The 15,943-nt window shown below is 73.9% G+C and carries 18 protein-coding genes and 1 pseudogene; 9 read left to right on the top strand and 10 right to left on the bottom strand.

Annotated features, from left to right (window positions below; all coding sequences use genetic code 11):
* Positions 1-3: 3 nt before the first annotated feature.
* From ACZ63F_RS21090 to ACZ63F_RS21070, 5 genes are all read right to left on the bottom strand, one after another.
* The gene (locus ACZ63F_RS21090) at positions 4-87 is read right to left on the bottom strand and encodes a putative leader peptide (protein WP_309500612.1); all 84 of its coding nucleotides are present in this window, start codon (positions 85-87) and stop codon (positions 4-6) included.
* Between the two features lie 92 nt (positions 88-179).
* Positions 180-770 (bottom strand): GNAT family N-acetyltransferase, encoded by a 591-nt coding sequence (locus ACZ63F_RS21085; protein ID WP_469712847.1) that lies wholly within the window; start codon positions 768-770, stop codon positions 180-182.
* 43 nt (positions 771-813) lie between these two features.
* On the bottom strand, positions 814-2,148 hold the full coding sequence (locus ACZ63F_RS21080) for a hypothetical protein (protein WP_469712846.1): 1,335 nt from the start codon (positions 2,146-2,148) through the stop codon (positions 814-816).
* Positions 2,149-2,357: 209 nt separating this feature from the next.
* Positions 2,358-3,620, bottom strand: coding sequence for a GAF domain-containing protein (locus ACZ63F_RS21075; RefSeq protein ID WP_469712844.1), 1,263 nt, complete (start codon positions 3,618-3,620; stop codon positions 2,358-2,360).
* 347 nt (positions 3,621-3,967) lie between these two features.
* On the bottom strand, positions 3,968-5,605 hold the full coding sequence (locus ACZ63F_RS21070; protein ID WP_469712841.1) for an acyl-CoA dehydrogenase family protein: 1,638 nt from the start codon (positions 5,603-5,605) through the stop codon (positions 3,968-3,970).
* 127 nt (positions 5,606-5,732) lie between these two features.
* Between ACZ63F_RS21070 and ACZ63F_RS21065 the strand changes: the two genes are divergently transcribed.
* Positions 5,733-6,881, top strand: coding sequence for a YihY/virulence factor BrkB family protein (locus tag ACZ63F_RS21065; protein ID WP_469712840.1), 1,149 nt, complete (start codon positions 5,733-5,735; stop codon positions 6,879-6,881).
* 141 nt (positions 6,882-7,022) lie between these two features.
* Entirely contained in the window at positions 7,023-7,691 is a 669-nt protein-coding gene (locus ACZ63F_RS21060) for a helix-turn-helix domain-containing protein (protein ID WP_469712839.1), read from the top strand.
* On the opposite strand, the gene ACZ63F_RS21055 is transcribed toward ACZ63F_RS21060, so the two are convergent.
* The gene (locus ACZ63F_RS21055) at positions 7,677-8,075 is read right to left on the bottom strand and encodes a VOC family protein (protein WP_352366245.1); all 399 of its coding nucleotides are present in this window, start codon (positions 8,073-8,075) and stop codon (positions 7,677-7,679) included. The genes ACZ63F_RS21060 and ACZ63F_RS21055 overlap by 15 nt on opposite strands.
* A gap of 128 nt (positions 8,076-8,203) precedes the next feature.
* On the opposite strand from ACZ63F_RS21055, the gene ACZ63F_RS21050 reads away from it, so the two are divergent.
* From ACZ63F_RS21050 to ACZ63F_RS21035, 4 genes are all read left to right on the top strand, one after another.
* Entirely contained in the window at positions 8,204-8,752 is a 549-nt protein-coding gene (locus tag ACZ63F_RS21050) for a membrane lipoprotein (RefSeq protein ID WP_469712837.1), read from the top strand.
* Positions 8,753-8,783: 31 nt separating this feature from the next.
* The gene (locus tag ACZ63F_RS21045) at positions 8,784-9,434 is read left to right on the top strand and encodes a ThuA domain-containing protein (protein ID WP_469712836.1); all 651 of its coding nucleotides are present in this window, start codon (positions 8,784-8,786) and stop codon (positions 9,432-9,434) included.
* A 160-nt stretch (positions 9,435-9,594) separates the two neighbouring features.
* Complete coding sequence (locus ACZ63F_RS21040) at positions 9,595-10,461, top strand: isocitrate lyase/PEP mutase family protein (protein ID WP_469712835.1); 867 nt, start codon at positions 9,595-9,597, stop codon at positions 10,459-10,461.
* Complete coding sequence (locus tag ACZ63F_RS21035; protein ID WP_469712833.1) at positions 10,458-10,715, top strand: hypothetical protein; 258 nt, start codon at positions 10,458-10,460, stop codon at positions 10,713-10,715. Before ACZ63F_RS21040 ends, ACZ63F_RS21035 begins: the two co-directional genes overlap by 4 nt.
* A gap of 93 nt (positions 10,716-10,808) precedes the next feature.
* On the opposite strand, the gene ACZ63F_RS21030 is transcribed toward ACZ63F_RS21035, so the two are convergent.
* Both ACZ63F_RS21030 and ACZ63F_RS21025 read right to left on the bottom strand, forming a co-directional pair.
* Positions 10,809-11,015, bottom strand: a complete 207-nt coding sequence (locus tag ACZ63F_RS21030; protein ID WP_388717353.1) for a hypothetical protein — start codon at positions 11,013-11,015, stop codon at positions 10,809-10,811.
* Positions 11,016-11,045: 30 nt separating this feature from the next.
* Positions 11,046-11,168: a hypothetical protein gene (locus tag ACZ63F_RS21025; RefSeq protein WP_469713097.1), complete on the bottom strand. Its 123-nt coding sequence runs from the start codon at positions 11,166-11,168 to the stop codon at positions 11,046-11,048.
* Between ACZ63F_RS21025 and ACZ63F_RS21020 the strand changes: the two are divergent.
* Positions 11,136-11,967: pseudogene (locus ACZ63F_RS21020) on the top strand (alginate lyase family protein); the annotation flags it as partial. The gene ACZ63F_RS21025 and the pseudogene ACZ63F_RS21020 sit on opposite strands and share 33 nt — an antisense overlap.
* Before the next feature lie 110 nt (positions 11,968-12,077).
* A complete protein-coding gene (locus tag ACZ63F_RS21015) occupies positions 12,078-13,637 on the top strand; it encodes a carboxylesterase/lipase family protein (RefSeq protein WP_469712831.1) in 1,560 nt (519 codons plus the stop codon).
* Here the strand turns inward: ACZ63F_RS21015 and ACZ63F_RS21010 are convergent.
* Both ACZ63F_RS21010 and mmuM read right to left on the bottom strand, forming a co-directional pair.
* Positions 13,611-13,931 (bottom strand): substrate-binding domain-containing protein, encoded by a 321-nt coding sequence (locus tag ACZ63F_RS21010; RefSeq protein ID WP_469712830.1) that lies wholly within the window; start codon positions 13,929-13,931, stop codon positions 13,611-13,613. The genes ACZ63F_RS21015 and ACZ63F_RS21010 overlap by 27 nt on opposite strands.
* Before the next feature lie 151 nt (positions 13,932-14,082).
* A complete protein-coding gene (mmuM, locus tag ACZ63F_RS21005; protein WP_469712829.1) occupies positions 14,083-15,000 on the bottom strand; it encodes a homocysteine S-methyltransferase in 918 nt (305 codons plus the stop codon).
* A gap of 89 nt (positions 15,001-15,089) precedes the next feature.
* Here mmuM and ACZ63F_RS21000 point away from each other — a divergent pair, with 89 nt between their 5' ends.
* Positions 15,090-15,929 (top strand): PhzF family phenazine biosynthesis protein, encoded by an 840-nt coding sequence (locus ACZ63F_RS21000; RefSeq protein WP_469712828.1) that lies wholly within the window; start codon positions 15,090-15,092, stop codon positions 15,927-15,929.
* Positions 15,930-15,943: the final 14 nt, after the last annotated feature.

Genomic DNA, 15,943 nt, shown 5'->3' with positions numbered 1-15,943 from the left:
CTCTCAGCCCGCCGGACAGATGGCGCTGGACATGCGGCCGAGGTCGACGTGCCGCCGACTCACCAAGGCAATTCCAGTTCCAGACATGACGGAAGCGTGTCACGCGGATCTCCGGCCAGTCCACCATTGTCCGCGATTCGGACCCATCTATTCTGAATGGTGAGACGCAGTGCTGTGGGTCACGCCCCGTCCCGCGCGCTGGTGTACGCCCCGGGCCACGGTCCGGGCGTCGGGACGTCCGGTTCCTCCTCGACCTTCGTGTCGAAGAGCCGGAACCCCCGCCGCTGGTAGTTCGCCATCGCGTGCTCGCCGTCCAGGCTGCACGTGTGCAGCCACACCCGCTTCGTCGGCGGCAGCCCGTCCCACCGCTCCGCCAGGTCCCATGCCCGTGCGGCGCCGTACGAGAGCAGGTGACCGCCGATGCGGCGGCCCCGGAAGGCCGGGACCAGGCCGAAGTAGACGATCTCCACCACGCCGTCGTCCTGCGGTTCGAGTTCCACGTAGCCCGCCGGGGTGCCCCGGTCGTATGCGACCCAGGTCTCCACGCCCGGCCGCGCCAGGTGCTCCTGCCAGCGGGCGTGGCTCCAGCCCAACCGGTCGGTCCAGCGGATGTCACCGCCGACCGAGGCGTACAGGAAGCGGCTGAACTCGGGGGAGGGCACCTCGGCGCGGACGATCCGGACCGCGTCGCCGTCGGGGGCGGCGGCGGGCAGGAGGTCGGCGGGGGAGGTCTGCTCCAGGGACCAGGTGGTCACGACGATGCTGCTCATGGGGGCCAGGCAATCATCCCGGCCCCGGACGTGTCGACGGCTGTTATCCGAGTGACGCGTCGATCGAGCGCAGCGGGACCGAGAACAGCATCCGGTCCGTGACCGACCAGACCTCGCCCGTGTCGGGGGCGTAGGAGAGCGAACCGGTGCCCTCGGCCCAGCAGCGGTGCGAGGCGTCCGAGCCGCAGCGGGTCCCGTCCGCGCCCCTGGTGTCCTGCCGCCACAGGCTGCCGTGCCCGTCCATGGCGCCGGGCAGGTGCCCGACGTACCACTCGGAGCCGGTCGCGCCCGGCGGCCGGTAGGACAGGACGCCCCGGATCTCCGAGGCCCCGGTCCGGTACGCCTCGACCGCGTCCGCCCGGCCGGAGGCGTCCGTGGCGAGCAGTCCGGCACGCCGCGGGCTCTCGTCGAACGCGTACCGCCACAGCCGGGCGTTCCGGCCGCTGCCCGCGGGCGTCCACTCGCCGAGGACCAGGCTGTCCGGGGCCGTCCCCCGGTCCACGGAGAGCGCGCTCGGGCAGGGGGCGCCGGTCCGGGAACAGGCCCCGGCGGTGAACCGGTACGAGCCCACGGCGGGCATCACGTACCGGAAGCCGTCGGCCGACCAGCCGTCGGAGACCCGGCCGACCGCGTCGGTCAGCACCGAGGCGCGCTGGATGCGGTTCAGGTCGTAGACGTAGAGTGCGTCGGCGCTGCCCTGCACGGTGGTGACCAGCAGCCGGTCCCCGTACCAGGCCATGCCGGAGATCTGCGAGGTCAGGCCCCGGTAGTCGCTGCCGCCCCCGGTGGGCACGGTCAGCAGGACCCAGGAGTAGGAGGGGTGCGCGGGGTCGTTCGCGTCGATCACCGCGACCCTGGCCAGGCCCCGGGAGGCGGCGGGCCCGGTGGAGGTGCTGTGCGTCCAGCCGGCCAGCATGACGCGGTTGGCGCCCCACAGGCCGTCGTCGTCCGCCTCCGAGGAGGTGGTCACCGAGGCCGGCCGCCAGTCGTCGGTGAGGGTGTCGGTGGGGTCCCAGCAGTACGCCTCCGTGGCGGCCGGGGTGACCGGCAGCGAGTCCCGGTCGTCGGAGCCGCAGTCGGCCGCCCGGCGCAGGGTGTGGTCGGAGGCGGCGAGCACGTCGGCGACCCCGACCGTGCCGCCCATCGCCGAGGCGAGCCGGTCCAGCGAGCGGCGCGGTACGAGGTGCTCCCGCAGCTGCAGCCGGGCGGTGTCGGCGGTGGCGGTCAGGGGCTTCAGCGCGCCGGGGTCCTCGGCGACCGTGGCCTGCGAGGCGCTGACGATCGTGGCCGCCGCGGTGAGCGCCAGCGCGGTGCCGGCCAGGGCAGCGCGCAGGGCCGCGCCCCGTCTGCGCCGCCGGTGTCTGCCGCGATGCTTCATGTCTCCTCCCGAGGCGGGCCAACTGCGCCTGATGGTCCAAGCGTTGACCATGGAGCAGGTGGGGAGCCCGTACCGGGATGCTACGGCAGCCGGGGCCGCCGTACCTCGAAGACCCCGCAAATATGCGGAACATACCTTCCCGGGTGCCCCGGATGCGTCACCCACGGCTGTGTGCATACGGCCGTGTGGAGACAGCTGTGTCAGGTACGTCAGGGCGTCCGGGACGCCGTGACCGCCGGGGCGGTCGAGTGCGGCAGCAGGTCGCGCGGGTCGTCGGGGAGCAGCACCTCGACCTCCGCGTCCTCCCGGAAGCGGTACGGCCGGTGTTCGAGCAGCGCCCCGAGGTACCGCCGGATCCTGGACATCTCGGCGCGTACGGTCACGGTCCGCGAGGCGTCCCCGAAGACGTCCTCGGCCAGCCCGGCCGCGCTGCGCCCGCCCCGCCGTACCGCCAGCAGGTACAGCAACTCGGCGTGCCGGGGACTGAGTTCACGGGACCACGAGCCAGCGCCGCCGCCGACCGTCACCGACGGCCGGCGCGGCCGGGCCAGATCGAGCACGAGCCGGCCGCCGCCCGCCGGCGCCGGCTCGTCCACCGCCCGCAGCAGCCAGCCACCGGCCAGCGGCTCCACCGCGCACAGCCCGAGCGCGGGCAGCCACCGGCGGCCCGGCGACAGCGACTTGGGCAGCGCGAGCCGCCGCGGGTACGGCATGCCGGTGACCGCCGCGGTCCAGCCGTCGGCGTCCACCACCAGTGCCCGCCCGCCCAGCCGGGCCAGCACCGGCGCCGCGACCGCCCGCAGCCGCTCCAGCGCCTCCAGGTGCAGTTCCCGCAACCGGGCCTCGGCGAGCTTCGCCACCGAGTTCACCCAGGCCAGGGTCGCCGGATGCATCGTCTCCAGCGGGCCGCTGACGTCCACCACCCCGAGCAGGCTGCCGTCCCGGGGGTCGGTGATCGGGGCGCCGGAACACGTCCAGGAGACGTGCGAGCGGACGAAGTGCTCGGCGGCGAAGACCTGCACGGGCCTGCGCACCACCGCCGGGGTGCCGACCCCGTTGGTCCCGACGACGTCTTCGCGCCAGTCGGCGCCGAGTTCGAAGCCCAGGCCGTCCGCCTTGCGCAGCACCGGCGAGGATCCCTCCCGCCACAGCACCCGGCCGTCGGCGTCCGCCACCACCATGATGTGCTGGGCCACGTCCGCGACCGAAAGCAGTCCCTCGCGCAGCACCGGCAGCACGTCCCTGAGCCGTGACTCCTCACGTCTGCGCCGGACTTCGTCGGCGGACAGCAGCCCCGCCCGGAAGTCGTGGTCGGGGTCGACACCGCTGCGCAGCATCCGCCCCCAGGACTGTTCGATCACCGGCCGGGGCGAGACGCGCCCCCGCTGTCCGGCGAGTCTGGCCTCGCGCACCTCGCTCAGTACCCGCGCCGCCTGCGCCGCGTCCTTCGCGGCGAGTCGCGCCACGTCCATCGGCGGGTTCCCCACTGAGGTCCTCCCGGATACGCCTCGGAAAAGGCATCGATGAGTCGCTGTCAAGCCGTCCGGGCGGCGGTTTCCGGTCCGACTGCGCGTCTTATACTGCCGTTTTCCGGTGCCGGAGGCACACAGTCCACGCACAGTCACCGATATGTTGCAACCCCTTGCAACCCTGGTGGACCGGCCGGGGGTGGCCGAAACTTGAGCCGACGCCGTGGCGTCACTGGCCTGACATGGGCCGAAGAGGCGGGGGTGGTGCCGTGTCGGCGCAGCACCACCCCCGCCTGCGGCGCGTCGACCGTCGCCGCAGGCGCCCCTTCGGGCAGGGCGAGTCCCCGATGTCAGAAGGTGACCCGGGATCGGTCCACTACCGCCCTGAGGTCCAGGCCGCTCGGCAGCGTGCCGAAGGTCGAGCCCCGGTCGTTGCCCAGCCTTGACGCGCAGAAGGCGTCCGCGACCTGCGGTGGTGCGAAGCGGACCAGGAGCGAGCCCTGGAGGACCGTTGCCAGGCGTTCCACGAGGCGTCGGGCCCTGGCCTCCATGCCCTCCAGGTCGGCGAGTTCGGAGAAGAGGTCCTTGACGGCGCGGTCCAGGCGGTGGTCGGCGCCGTGGGCGCGGCCGATCTCCTGGAGGTAGGCGTCCAGGGCGCCCGGTTCGCGGCGCAGGGCGCGGAGCACGTCCAGGGCCTGGATGTTGCCGGCGCCCTCCCAGACGGAGTTGAGCGGGGACTCGCGGACCAGCCGGGGCAGGCCCGACTCCTCCACGTAGCCGTTGCCGCCCAGGCACTCGGCGGCCTCCACGACCAGCGGCGCGCAGCGCTTGGTCACCCAGTACTTGGCGGCCGGCAACGCCAGCCGCAGCAGGGCCCGTTCGCTCTCGCTCCCGTCGTCGTAGGCGGCGGCCAGCCGCAGCGCGAGCGTGGTCGCGGCCTCCGACTCGACCGCGAGGTCGGCCAGGACGCTGCGCATCAGCGGCTGGTCGGCGAGGACGGCGCCGAAGGCCTCCCGGTGCGTGGCGTGGTGCACGGCCTGCGCCACCGCCTGCCGCATCAGTCCCGCCGAGCCGAGCACGCAGTCCAGCCGGGTCGCGGCGACCATCTCGATGATGGTCCGCACCCCGCGCCCCTCCTCGCCCACCCGTCGCGCCCAGGTCCCGTCGAACTCGACCTCGGCGGACGCGTTCGACCGGTTGCCGAGCTTGTCCTTGAGCCGCTGGAGGAGGAAGACGTTGCGGGTGCCGTCCGCCAGGACGCGCGGCACGAGGAAGCAGGTGAGACCGTCCGGCGCCTGGGCCAGCACCAGGAAACCGTCCGACATGGGCGCCGAGCAGAACCACTTGTGCCCGGTCAGGGTGTACGTGCCGGCCTCGGCGAGCGGGGCGGCGGTGGTCGTGTTCGCCCGGACGTCGCTGCCGCCCTGCTTCTCCGTCATGCCCATGCCGAACAGGGCGCCGGCCTTCCGCGCGGCCGGCCGCAGCTCACGGTCGTAGACCGTCGAGGTCAGCAGCGGCTCCCAGGCGGCGGCCTGCTCCGGGTCGGTGCGCAGCACGGGCACCGCCGCGTTGGTCATCGACAGCGGGCAGCAGTTGCCGGCCTCCACCTGGGTCCAGACCAGGAAGGCGGCGGCACGCCGGACGTGCCCGGACGGCCGCGTCCACCCGGTGGTCAGGCCCGCGCCGACGCCCTTGCCGAGCAGCCGGTGCCAGGCGGGATGGAACTCGACCTCGTCGATCCGGTGGCCGTAGCGGTCGTGGGTGCGCAGCCGCGGTGGGTTCTCGTTCGCCTGGGCCCCCCACTCCTGCACCTGCGCCGAGCCGGCCGAGACGCCGAGCCCCGACAGCTCGGCGCGCACCTCGTCGAGCAGCTCCGGGTCGGTGTGCCGCTCGACGGCCTCGGCCAGGGCCCGGTCGGCACCGAACAGGTCGTACCCGACCAGCGGAGGCGGCTGGTTGGTCACGGTGTGCGTGGTGTTGCCTGCCATGTCTGCGAACCTACCCGGGAAGGCGGCGGTGGCATCCAGCCTGACACAACGGCCCCGGTCACCGCGCCCGCCCCGACCGGAGCCCCGTGAGGTGAGCAGGGCCCCGGACGGCGGATACCGTTAGGGCGTGCAGCCAGCAAGCGATACCCCCGAGCGGCCCTCCGGCCGGCTCCACCGGGCCAGGGCCCTCTACCGGAACGTCTCCAAGCGCAGGACGGCCTGGCTGCTGCTCAAGGACACCGTCAATTCCTGCATGGAGTACCGCATCCTCGGCCTCGCCGCCGAGGCCGCCTTCTTCACCCTGCTGTCCGTTCCGCCGCTGCTGCTCAGCCTCATCGGACTGCTCGGCTACGTCGACGCCTGGACCGGCGCCGACACCATCGCCAGCCTGGAGAGCAACCTTCTGGAGGCCTCCCGCACGGTCCTGTCCGACAAGGGCGTCAAGGAGATCGCCGAGCCGATCCTGCACGACGTGATGAAGGGCGGCCGCCCCGACGTCATCTCCATCGGCTTCCTGTTCGCCCTGTGGTCGGGCTCCCGCGCGGTGAACGTCTTCATCGACACGATCACCGTGATGTACGGCCTGGACGGCGTCCGGGGCATCGTGAAGACCCGGATCGTCTCCTTCCTGCTCTTCATCGCCGCGCTGCTGATCGGCTCGGTCGCGCTCCCGCTGATGGTGGCCGGGCCGGACGCGGTGGTCGGGATCGTGCCCTGGTCGGAGACGCTCGTCCAGGTCCTGTACTGGCCGGTCGTGATCGTCCTGTCCATCGTCTTCCTGACCACGCTCTACCACGTCTCCGTGCCGGTGCGCTCCCCGTGGATCGAGGACGTGCCCGGCGCCCTGGTCGCCCTGGCCATGTGGGTCCTCGGCAGCTTCCTGCTGCGCATCTACCTGACCAACACCATCGAGGGCGCGACGATCTACGGCTCCCTCGCCGCGTCCGTCGCCGTGCTGCTGTGGATCGGCGTCTCGGCCTTCGCCGTGCTGGTCGGCGCCGCCGTGAACGCCGCGATCGACCGGGTCTGGCCGGCCGCCGCGACGGCGGCGGCGCGCGCCGCCAACGAGCGGCTGCGGGGGGCCCAGGTCGCCGAGTACGTGGCCCGCGCGGCCGCGGCGGCCCGGGAGGCGGGGCCGGACGACCCCGACGACCCGGACATGCCGTCGGAGTTCCCGGAGCGGTGGTCCCGGTTCCTGCCGCCGGAGGACGTCTCCGCGCGGTTGCGGGCGCATGTGAAGAGCAGCCATCCGCCGCCGCGGAAGCCGGAGGCCTGAGGGGCCGGCCCGGGTTCGACGCGTGGGGTCGCCTTGCCGGGGGGTGCGGGCGCGTCGTGGTTGCTCGCGCAGTTCCTCCCCCGGCCTTCGGCCCGGGGTACCCCCAGCGCCCCCTGAAGAGGCGCGTCTACGCTGGCGTGTGTGTACAAGGAGCGGGTGTCGCGGCTGCCAGGGGCGGTCGCGTGGGTGAACACCCCGGCCGGAGGCGGGCGTGTGCTGCCCGACGGCTGTATGGATCTGCTCTGGCATGACGGGCGGCTGCTCGTCGCCGGGCCCGATACGCGTGCCCACGTCACAGAGGGCGCCCAGGGGGCGTGGGTGGGCCTCCGTTTCTTTCCCGGTACCGCGCCCGCCCTCCTCGGTGTGCCGGCCTGCGCGCTGCTAGATCAGCGGGTCGAGCTGAGTGACCTGTGGCCGGCCGGAGAGGTGCGGCGGCTGCGGGACCGGGTCGCGGGTGCGGGTGATCCGGCCGCCGCGCTGGAGGAGATCGCTCTGGAGCGGGCCGTCCCGCCCGATCCGTCGCTGCGGCGGCTCGTCGAGGCCCTGGACGCCGGGCGGTCCGTGGCGGCCGCCGCCGACGGACTCGGGCTCGGCGCGCGGCAGTTGCATCGGCGCAGTCGCGCCGCCTTCGGCTACGGGCCCAAGACGCTCGCCCGGGTGCTGCGGATGCAGCGGGCGCTCGCGCTCGCCAGGGCCGGGGTTCCGCTCGCCGAGACGGCGGTGCGGGCGGGGTACGCGGACCAGCCCCACCTCTCCCGTGAGGTACGGGACCTGGCGGGGCTGCCGTTGCGCGGGCTACTCGGCGGGTAGCGGCGCGAACAGGTCCACGCCGTTGCCGTCGGGGTCGTGCACGGTGGCGTACCGCTGGCCCCAGAACGCGTCCCAGGGCTTGAGCTCGCCGTGGTACCCGGCGCCGACCAGGTCGTCGTAGAGGGCGTCGACCCCGGCGGGCGAGTCGCAGCGGAAGGCGAGACCCACCCGGCCGCCGTCGGCCGGCGGGCGCCAGGCCGGGTGGAAGGAGCGGATCGTCGCCTCGGTGTCCAGGGCCAGGGTGAGCCCGCCGGGCAACTCGGCCTCGACGTGCGGCTGTTCCTCGGCGCCGGGCGGGAACTCCAGGCCGAGGCGGCGGTAGAAGGCGAGGGCGGCGGCCAGGTCGGAGGTGACGAGACCGATCACGGCGAATCGTGGAGTCATGCCGTCACGGTAGGCGGCGGCCGGCCGCCGGTCTTGAAGGAATCGGACACGCGGTGCGGCGGAAGGCCACCGGGCCGTGCGGGAAAAAGGCGGTCCCCTGTGGAACGCCTGTGCGGCACGATGGGCGCATGATCCGTGCCGCGCGCGTCCTGCCGCCCCTGCTCCTCGCCGCCGCCCTGCTCACCGGGTGCGGCACCGAGAAGGCGGGCCCCGGCGCCCCGGGGGGCTCCGGTGCCCCTGCCGATCCGGCCGAACTGGCCTCCAGGGAAGCGGCGTTGGGGATGGCCCCGGAGATGGTCTACGTCACCGACGCGCCGGGCTTCACCCTCGCCCAGCAGTCCGTCGGCGTCCAGGGCGACGACGGCTTCTCCGCCTCGTACGCGGACGAGAAGGGCGCCGTCATCCACCTCTACACCGACCACCTGCGCTACGCCGGGCAGCACACGTACGAGGTGTCGGAGAAGGACTGCGTGGTGTGGCTGGAGGGCGAGGGCGGGGTCTCCGACGCGGTGCTGGGCAAGGCGCTGCGCGCCGTCCACCGCCCCACCGCCGCCGAACTCGACACCCTGCTGCCCACCCCCGACCCGGCCTTCACCGACGACCAGCCGGTGCAGCGCGGCGACCTGCCGAGCGACGGCGGGGCACCCGACAACAGCGTGCCGACGCCGGGCCTTTGAACCGGCCCCGGCCGTGGGCGATCATGCGGGCATGGCCCCTCGACTGCTCGTCCACACCCGCACCACCGGCTACCGGCACGACTCCATCCCCGACGCCCTCGCCGCCCTGCGGGAGTTCACCGGTGCCGGCATCGACGCCACCGAGGACCCGGCCGCCCTCGAACAACCCCTCGACAAGTACGCGGCCGTCGTCTTCCTCTCGACCAGCGGCGAGATCCTGACCCCGGCGGGGCGGGCGCGGCTCGCCGCCCACGTCGAGGCCGGCGGCGGCTTCGCGGGCGTGCACGCGGCGGCCTGCACCGAGGACGACTGGCCGTACTACGGCGAACTCCTCGGCGCCCGCTTCGACCGCCACCCGGAGTACCAGCCCGGCCGGGCGCTCGTCGAGGACCACGACCACCCCGCGACCCGGCACCTGCCCGCCGTCTGGGACTTCACCGACGAGTGGTACGACTTCCGCGACAACCCGCGCGGCCGGGTCCGGGTCCTGCTGCGCGCCGACGAGACGTCGTACGAGGGCGGCGGGATGGGGGACGACCATCCGCTCGCCTGGTGCCGCGAGCAGGGGGCCGGACGGGTGTTCTACACCGCCCTCGGTCACGCCCCCGAGGCCTACCGGGATCCGGGCTTCCTGGCCCACCTGTACGGGGGTGTCGCCTGGGCCGCACGGCTGGTCCAGTGACGTTTCTCCGGTGAACCGGATCCGCCATTGGGGTGAGTAAAGGTCGCGCACGGAGATAGTCACGTGCGTATCTAGAGATGCTCTTGTCTTGGCAAAGGGCTGCAGAGACGCGGAGGCCGGTCGCGCCGCCGCGCCACCCACCCACAGGAGGAGCCGGACCTTGACTTACGGGAAGAAGCTGCGCGAGCAGATCGCCGGGCCGGGGACCACCCCGCTGATCGGCGTGTACGACATGTACTCGGCGTCGATCGCGGCCAAACACTACGACGGGATGTTCGTATCGGGCTTCGGCTTCGCCGCCTCGTACTACGGCCTGCCGGACATCGGGTTCATCGCCTGGCCCGACATGGTGGCCTTCGTCCAGCGGCTGCGGGGCGCGTTCCCGCACCACCACCTCCTCGTCGACATCGACGACGGCTACGTCGACCCCGAGGTCGCCTGCCACGTCGTGGAGGGACTGGAGCGGATCGGCGCCTCCGGGGTGATCCTGGAGGACCAGAAGCGGCCGCGCCGCTGCGGGCACGCCGACGGCAAGCAGGTGCTGCCGCTCGAGGAGTACCTGGACAAGCTGGAGAAGGTCCTGGAGACCCGCCAGGACCTGGTCGTCGTGGCCCGCACGGACGCCACCGACGAACACGACATCCTGCACCGCGCGGAGCGCCTCGCCGCCACCGACGCCGACGTCATCCTCGTCGACGGGGTGCGCAGCGAGGAGTGGATCCGCCGGATCCGCAAGGTCGTCGGCGACAAGCCGCTGCTCTTCAACCAGATCGCCGGCGGCAAGTCGCCCCGGCTCTCGCTCACCGAGCTGGACGAGCTCGGCGTCGACGTCGCGATCTACTCCACGCCCTGCCTGTTCGCCGCGCACGAGGCGATGGACTCGGCGCTGAGCGAGCTGAAGTCCGCGGACGGCCGGCTGCCGAAGGTCGACGCGGCCGGCGGCGTGGGCGTCAAGACGTCCACCACCCTGCTGGAGCGCAACATCGCCCGCGAACGGCTCGACGAGCCCGAGGGCGTGGGCGTGTGACGAACCCGGGGGCGCGGCTGCGTGCGGCCGCGACGGTCGCCGCAGCCCTGCTGGGCGGGGCCGCGGCACCGGCCTGTGCGGGCGGGAGCCTGATCACCGTGCTCGACAACTCCCACGCGGACTCCATCCTGGAGGTGGACCGCACGGCCAACATCCAGGCCGGGAGAGGGACGGCCGGCAGCGACCACGACGGCAGCGCCGTGGACGCGATCCAGGCGCTGATGGGGCAGCCGCGTCCCAACGACGACGACTGAGCAGGCGGCCGGGCCTGATCGGCCGGTGGGGAACTGCGGGACCGTTGTGGCTGGTCGCGCAGTTCCCGGCGCCCCGTCGAGGCGCTTTGCGCCTCAGTCCTCGGTCAGGTCCGGCAGGCCGTTCTCGTCCAGCTCCACGTCCTCCTTCGGGTCGTGCTCGTCGGTCGGGGTGGCGGCCACCGTGGCGTGGTGCTGAGCCGGGGCGACCGTCAGGGTCGTGGCCCGGGCGGTGCCCAGGGCCGTGGTCACGGCCGCTGCGGCCAGCAAACAGGCCGCAGCGGTGCGCAGGGTGAGTTTCATGCCCCGGAAACGATCTTGATCAAGGCGCGGTCACCGTCGTACGTCCGAACGGGCCGCCGGCGCCGCCGTGCTCGCCCGCTCCACCAGCCTGGTCGACAGCTCGGTCCGGGTGCCCTCCGGGCGGCCGACGCGGCCCCGTCGGCCTTCACCCACCCCGGCATGCTGCACAACGCCGGTGACATCAACCGCGCCAAGGTGCGGGTCGCCGCCGGCACCGAGCCCTGGCTGTCCGGCTGGAACAGGCTGACCGCCAACTCCCACTCCCAGTCGACCTGGACCAACCGGGCCACCGCCACCGTCGTCCGCGGCGGCGACGGACAGAACTACAGCCTCCTCTACGGCGACATCGCCGCCACCTACCAGAACGCCCTGCGCTGGAAGGCCGGCGGCACCGAGGCCAACGCCGAGTGCGCCGCGGACATCCTCAACGCCTGCTCGACGACGCTGACCACGGTCACCGGGAACGCCGACCGGTTCCTCGCGGCCGGCCTCTACGGCTGGCAGTTCGCCAACGCCTGCGAGCTGATGCGCGACTACGACGGCCTCGACCTCGCCGCCGCCCAGGAGATGCTGGCGAACGTCCTCCACCGCCGTCACCTACGTCAAGTCCGTCGCCGGCAACGGTTCCATCGAGCACGCCGTGCCCTACCTGTACACCGACTCCGACGGCTACGCCCTCGGCCAGTGGCAGGAGTCCGGGCGCGACCAGGGCCACACCGTCATGGGCATGGGCCGGATGGGCGCGATCTGCGAGATGGCCTGGAACCAGGGCGACGACCTCTACTCCTACGACGACAGGAGGCTCATGAAGGCCGCCCAGTACGTCGCCAAGTACAACATCGGCGACGACGTCCCCTTCACCACCTACACCTGGGGCACCGGAGGCGACTACGGCTTTGACAGCGGCGGCTACGACCAGCTCGGCTTCGGCACCCTGATGTACGCCAAGTAGCCGCGTGCATCCGCCCGGCCGCCGTGTGTGCCGGAATACTGGAGGACGCTGTGGTGCTCTTTTCCTGTCGGCGTTTCCGGTGCACGCGGCGGGAGGAGCTGGTGGGGCGGATGACGGCAGAGCGGACGGGCCCGAAGGACCCCGTGGCGGGCACCCCGTACGGGGCGGTGCGCGGCAGGTGGGAACACGGGGTCGCGGTGTTCCGCGGCATCCCGTACGCCGCCCCGCCCTTCGGGGAGCACCGGTTCCGTCCGCCCGTGCCGCCCGAGCCCTGGGACGGCGTCCGGGACGCGGGCGCGTTCGGGCCGACGGCGCCCAAACCGCCGTACTCACCGGCGTTCGCGCGGTACCTGTCCGACCCGGTGATCCCCGGCGACGCCTGCCTCAACCTCAACGTGTGGACCCCGGAGCCGGGCCCCGGCGCCCGGCTCCCGGTCCTCGTCTGGCTGCACGGCGGCGCCCTGACCAGGGGCTCCTCGGCCGTGCCGGTGTACGACGGGCACGCGTTCGCCCGGGACGGGGTCGTCCTCGTCTCGGTGAACTACCGGCTGGGCGTGGAGGGCTACGGCCTGTTCCCCGACACCCCGCCCAACCCCGGGCTGCGCGACCAGCTCGCCGCCCTGCGCTGGGTCCACGACACCATCGCGGCCTTCGGCGGCGACCCGGACCGGATCACCCTCTGCGGCCAGTCCGCCGGCGCCATCAGCACCGGCGCCCTGCTCGCCGCCCCCCAGGCCCAGGGCCTGATCCGCCGGGCCGTCCTGCAGAGCGGGCCACCCGAGGCCTCGCAACGGGACAAGGTACGGCGCATGGTCCGCCGGATGGCCAACCGGCTCAGGATCCCCGCCACCGCCCAGGCCTTCGCCGAGGTGGACCGCGGGCTGCTGCTGCGCACCCAGGCCGAGGTGGGCCGGCTCAGCAGCCCCGTCCTCGGCGGCCCCGCCTTCGGGATCGTCGTCGACGGCGACCTCGTCCCGCGCGACCCGCTCCAGGCGCTCCTCGACGGCGAGGCGGCGCCCGGCGTCGACCTCCTGATGGGCTGGACCCGCGACGAGTACCGGCTCTGGCTGGTACCCGGCGGCCTCGTCGACCACGTCGAGCGGCTCGGCCCGGTCGCCTTCGCCGGCGCCATGGCCCGCTGCCGCGCCGGCCACGAGGTGCCGCGCGGCTACCGCATCCTGCATCCCGAGGCGGGCCCCGCCGAGACCGTCGGCCAGATGGTCACCGACCACCTGCTCCGCCTCCCCCTGCACCGGCTGGCCGAGGCCCGCCCCGGCTCCTCCTACCTCTACGAGTTCGCCTGGCCCTCCAACCGGCCCGGCCTCGGCGCCTGCCACGCCCTGGAACTGGGCTTCGTCTTCGACACCGGGGAGGACCCCGACTCGGTCCGGCTGGCCGGCGAGGGCGCCCCGCAGGAGCTCGCCGACGCGATGCACGGCGCCTGGGTCCGGTTCGCCACCACCGGCGACCCCGGCTGGCAGCCCTGGGACGACACCCACCCGGTCTGCGTCCTCGGCGACGGCGAGCCGCGCACCGTGTCCGGCCCCCGGGACGCGGAGTTCGCCCTCTGGAACTCCGGCGCACCAGCGCCGCACCCCGAGCGAACCGCCGAACTCGCCCTGGCGGTACGCCGGCTGCGCCGTTCAGTCGCCGCCGTACGCCGCCACTGAGTCGCGTACCACCACGTGCGTGCCGAGCAGCAGGTGGTCGCCGGCCGGCTCCCGGCCGGCTTCGAGCGCGGTGCGCACGGCGAGCCGCCCCAGCTCCTCGTAGGGCACGTGCACCGTGGTCAGGGCCGGGTGCAGATCACGGGCGAACGGTATGTCGTCGTACCCGGCCGGCGACACGTCGCCCGGCACCGCCAGACCCGCCTCGTGCAGCGCGGTCAGCGCGCCCGCGGCCACCATGTCGGTGGCGGCGGCCACCGCGCTGAACTCCAGCTCCCGAGCCGGCGCCTGCCGCATCAGGCGGTGCCCGGAGTCCCGGGTGAAGTCGCCGTGCAGCAGGAGCGCGGGATCGGGTTCACCCCCCCCGGGCCCGGTGCGCGGCCAGGTAGCCGTGCTCCCGTCCCATCGTCGTCGTGTGGTCCGGCTTCCCGCCGAGGAACAGCACCCTTCACACCACCCGAGCGATCCCGGCGATCGCCTCCGGCCCCACCCGACAGCACCCCCCGATCAGCCGGGCCCCCGCCTCTCGCCACCCCACCACCTGCTCGGTGTCGAACAACGACCGCCCGGTCCACGCCCGCGCCTGCGCGTCCCACACCTCACCGCTGTTGGGATAGACGACCACAGGCTTCCCCGTCACCCGCGCCGCCACCTCCACCGCACGGTCGGCATCCTGGGGCGCACAGCAGTTCACGCCCACGGCGATCACCTCGTCCACGTCGGCGGCCAGGGCGAACGCCTCCTCCAGCGGCTGCCCCGCCCGCGTGAGCCCACCGGCCACGCTGTACGACAGCCAGGCCGGCACCCCCAGCCCGCGCACCGCCCGCAGCAACGCCGCCGCCTCGTCCGCGTCCGGCACGGTCTCCAGCGCCAGCACGTCCGGCCCCGCCCCGGCCAGCACCTCGAGGCGCGGCCGGTGGAACCGCTCCAGTTCCCCGACGCTCAGCCCGTACCGCCCCCGGTACTCGGAGCCGTCGGCCAGCATCGCCCCGTACGGCCCGAGCGACGCGGCCACCCACAACGGCCTTGCGATCCCCTCCGCCCGCGCCCGCCGTGCCGCGTCGCGACCCAGCTCCACACTCAGCGCGAGCAGCCGGGCGGCCTCCTCGTGCGGGATCCCGCGCTTGCCGAAACCCTCGAACGTGGCCTGGTAGCTGGCGGTGATCGCGACGTCGGCGCCCGCCGCGAAGTACGCGAGGTGGGCGTCGCGGACCGCGTCGGGCCGGTCGGCCAGCAGCCGCGCCGACCACAGCTCGTCGCTCAGGTCGTGCCCGGCGGACGCCAGCTGGTTGGACATGCCACCGTCGAGCACGACCGTCCCGGCGGCGAGTGCGTCGGCGAGGCTGGGGGAGTTGTCGCTGGTCATGCTCCCGACGCTAGTCGACCCGGCACCGGAACCGCCATCACGGCCGTCGCCCCGACCGCGTCCCGGAGCCCTCCGCTACGCTCGCCTCCGTGACCGTCACCCTCGTGCGCGCCTGCCTGCGCGACGGCCGCGGGGGCAGCCCCACCGCGGTCCTGGACGACACACCGCTCACCGACGACGAGCGCCGCGAGGTACCCGTCCGTGCCGGAACGTCCCACGCCGTGTTCCTCTCGGCCGACCGGGACGGCGGCGGGGTCGCGCTGCGCTTCTTCACCGCCGAGGGCGAACTCCCCGGCTGCGGCCACGGCACGATCGCGGCGCTGGCCGTCCTCGCCGAACGCGCCGGCGGCCACGAGGTCACCCTGCGGACCCGGGGCGGCACCCTCGAAGGCCGGGCGATCCGGCACGACGGCAGCGGCGGCCTCGAGGCCTGGTTCGCACCGGGACCGGTCCGCCTGCGCGCCCCCGCGGCCGGCGAACACGACGAAGTCCTGGCCGCCCTGGGCGTCGCCGGGCACCCACCCGGCTGTGTCGTCGCCACCCTGGGACGGCCCCGGCTCCTCGTCCCGCTGCCCACCCGGTCCGCCGTCTCCGCCCTGACCCCGGACCTCGACCGCCTCCGCACCGCCTGCGACCGGCTGGCCCTGCTCGGCTGCTACCTCTACTCGGCCCCGACCACCGAAGGCCGGGTTGCGGCCCGCATGTTCGCCCCGTCGATCGGCGTCCCGGAGGACATCGCCAACGCCAACAGCACGGCCTGCCTGGCCGCCCACCTCGCCCGTGCGGGTCTGCGCAGCGTCACCGCCGACATGGGCGACGCACTCGGCACCCCGGCGGCCGTCCGGGCGGCCGCACGCCAGGGCCCGGACGGCCCGGAGATCCTCGTGGGCGGCACGGCTGAGATCGTCCGCGACCCGGCCCCGAGGTAGGCCGTCAGGCCGCG

The sequence above is a fragment of the Streptomyces sp. NPDC104761 genome, from assembly GCF_055583445.1.
Note: the sequence above shows the minus strand (reverse complement) of the source record. Positions and strands in the feature narration are given on the sequence as shown.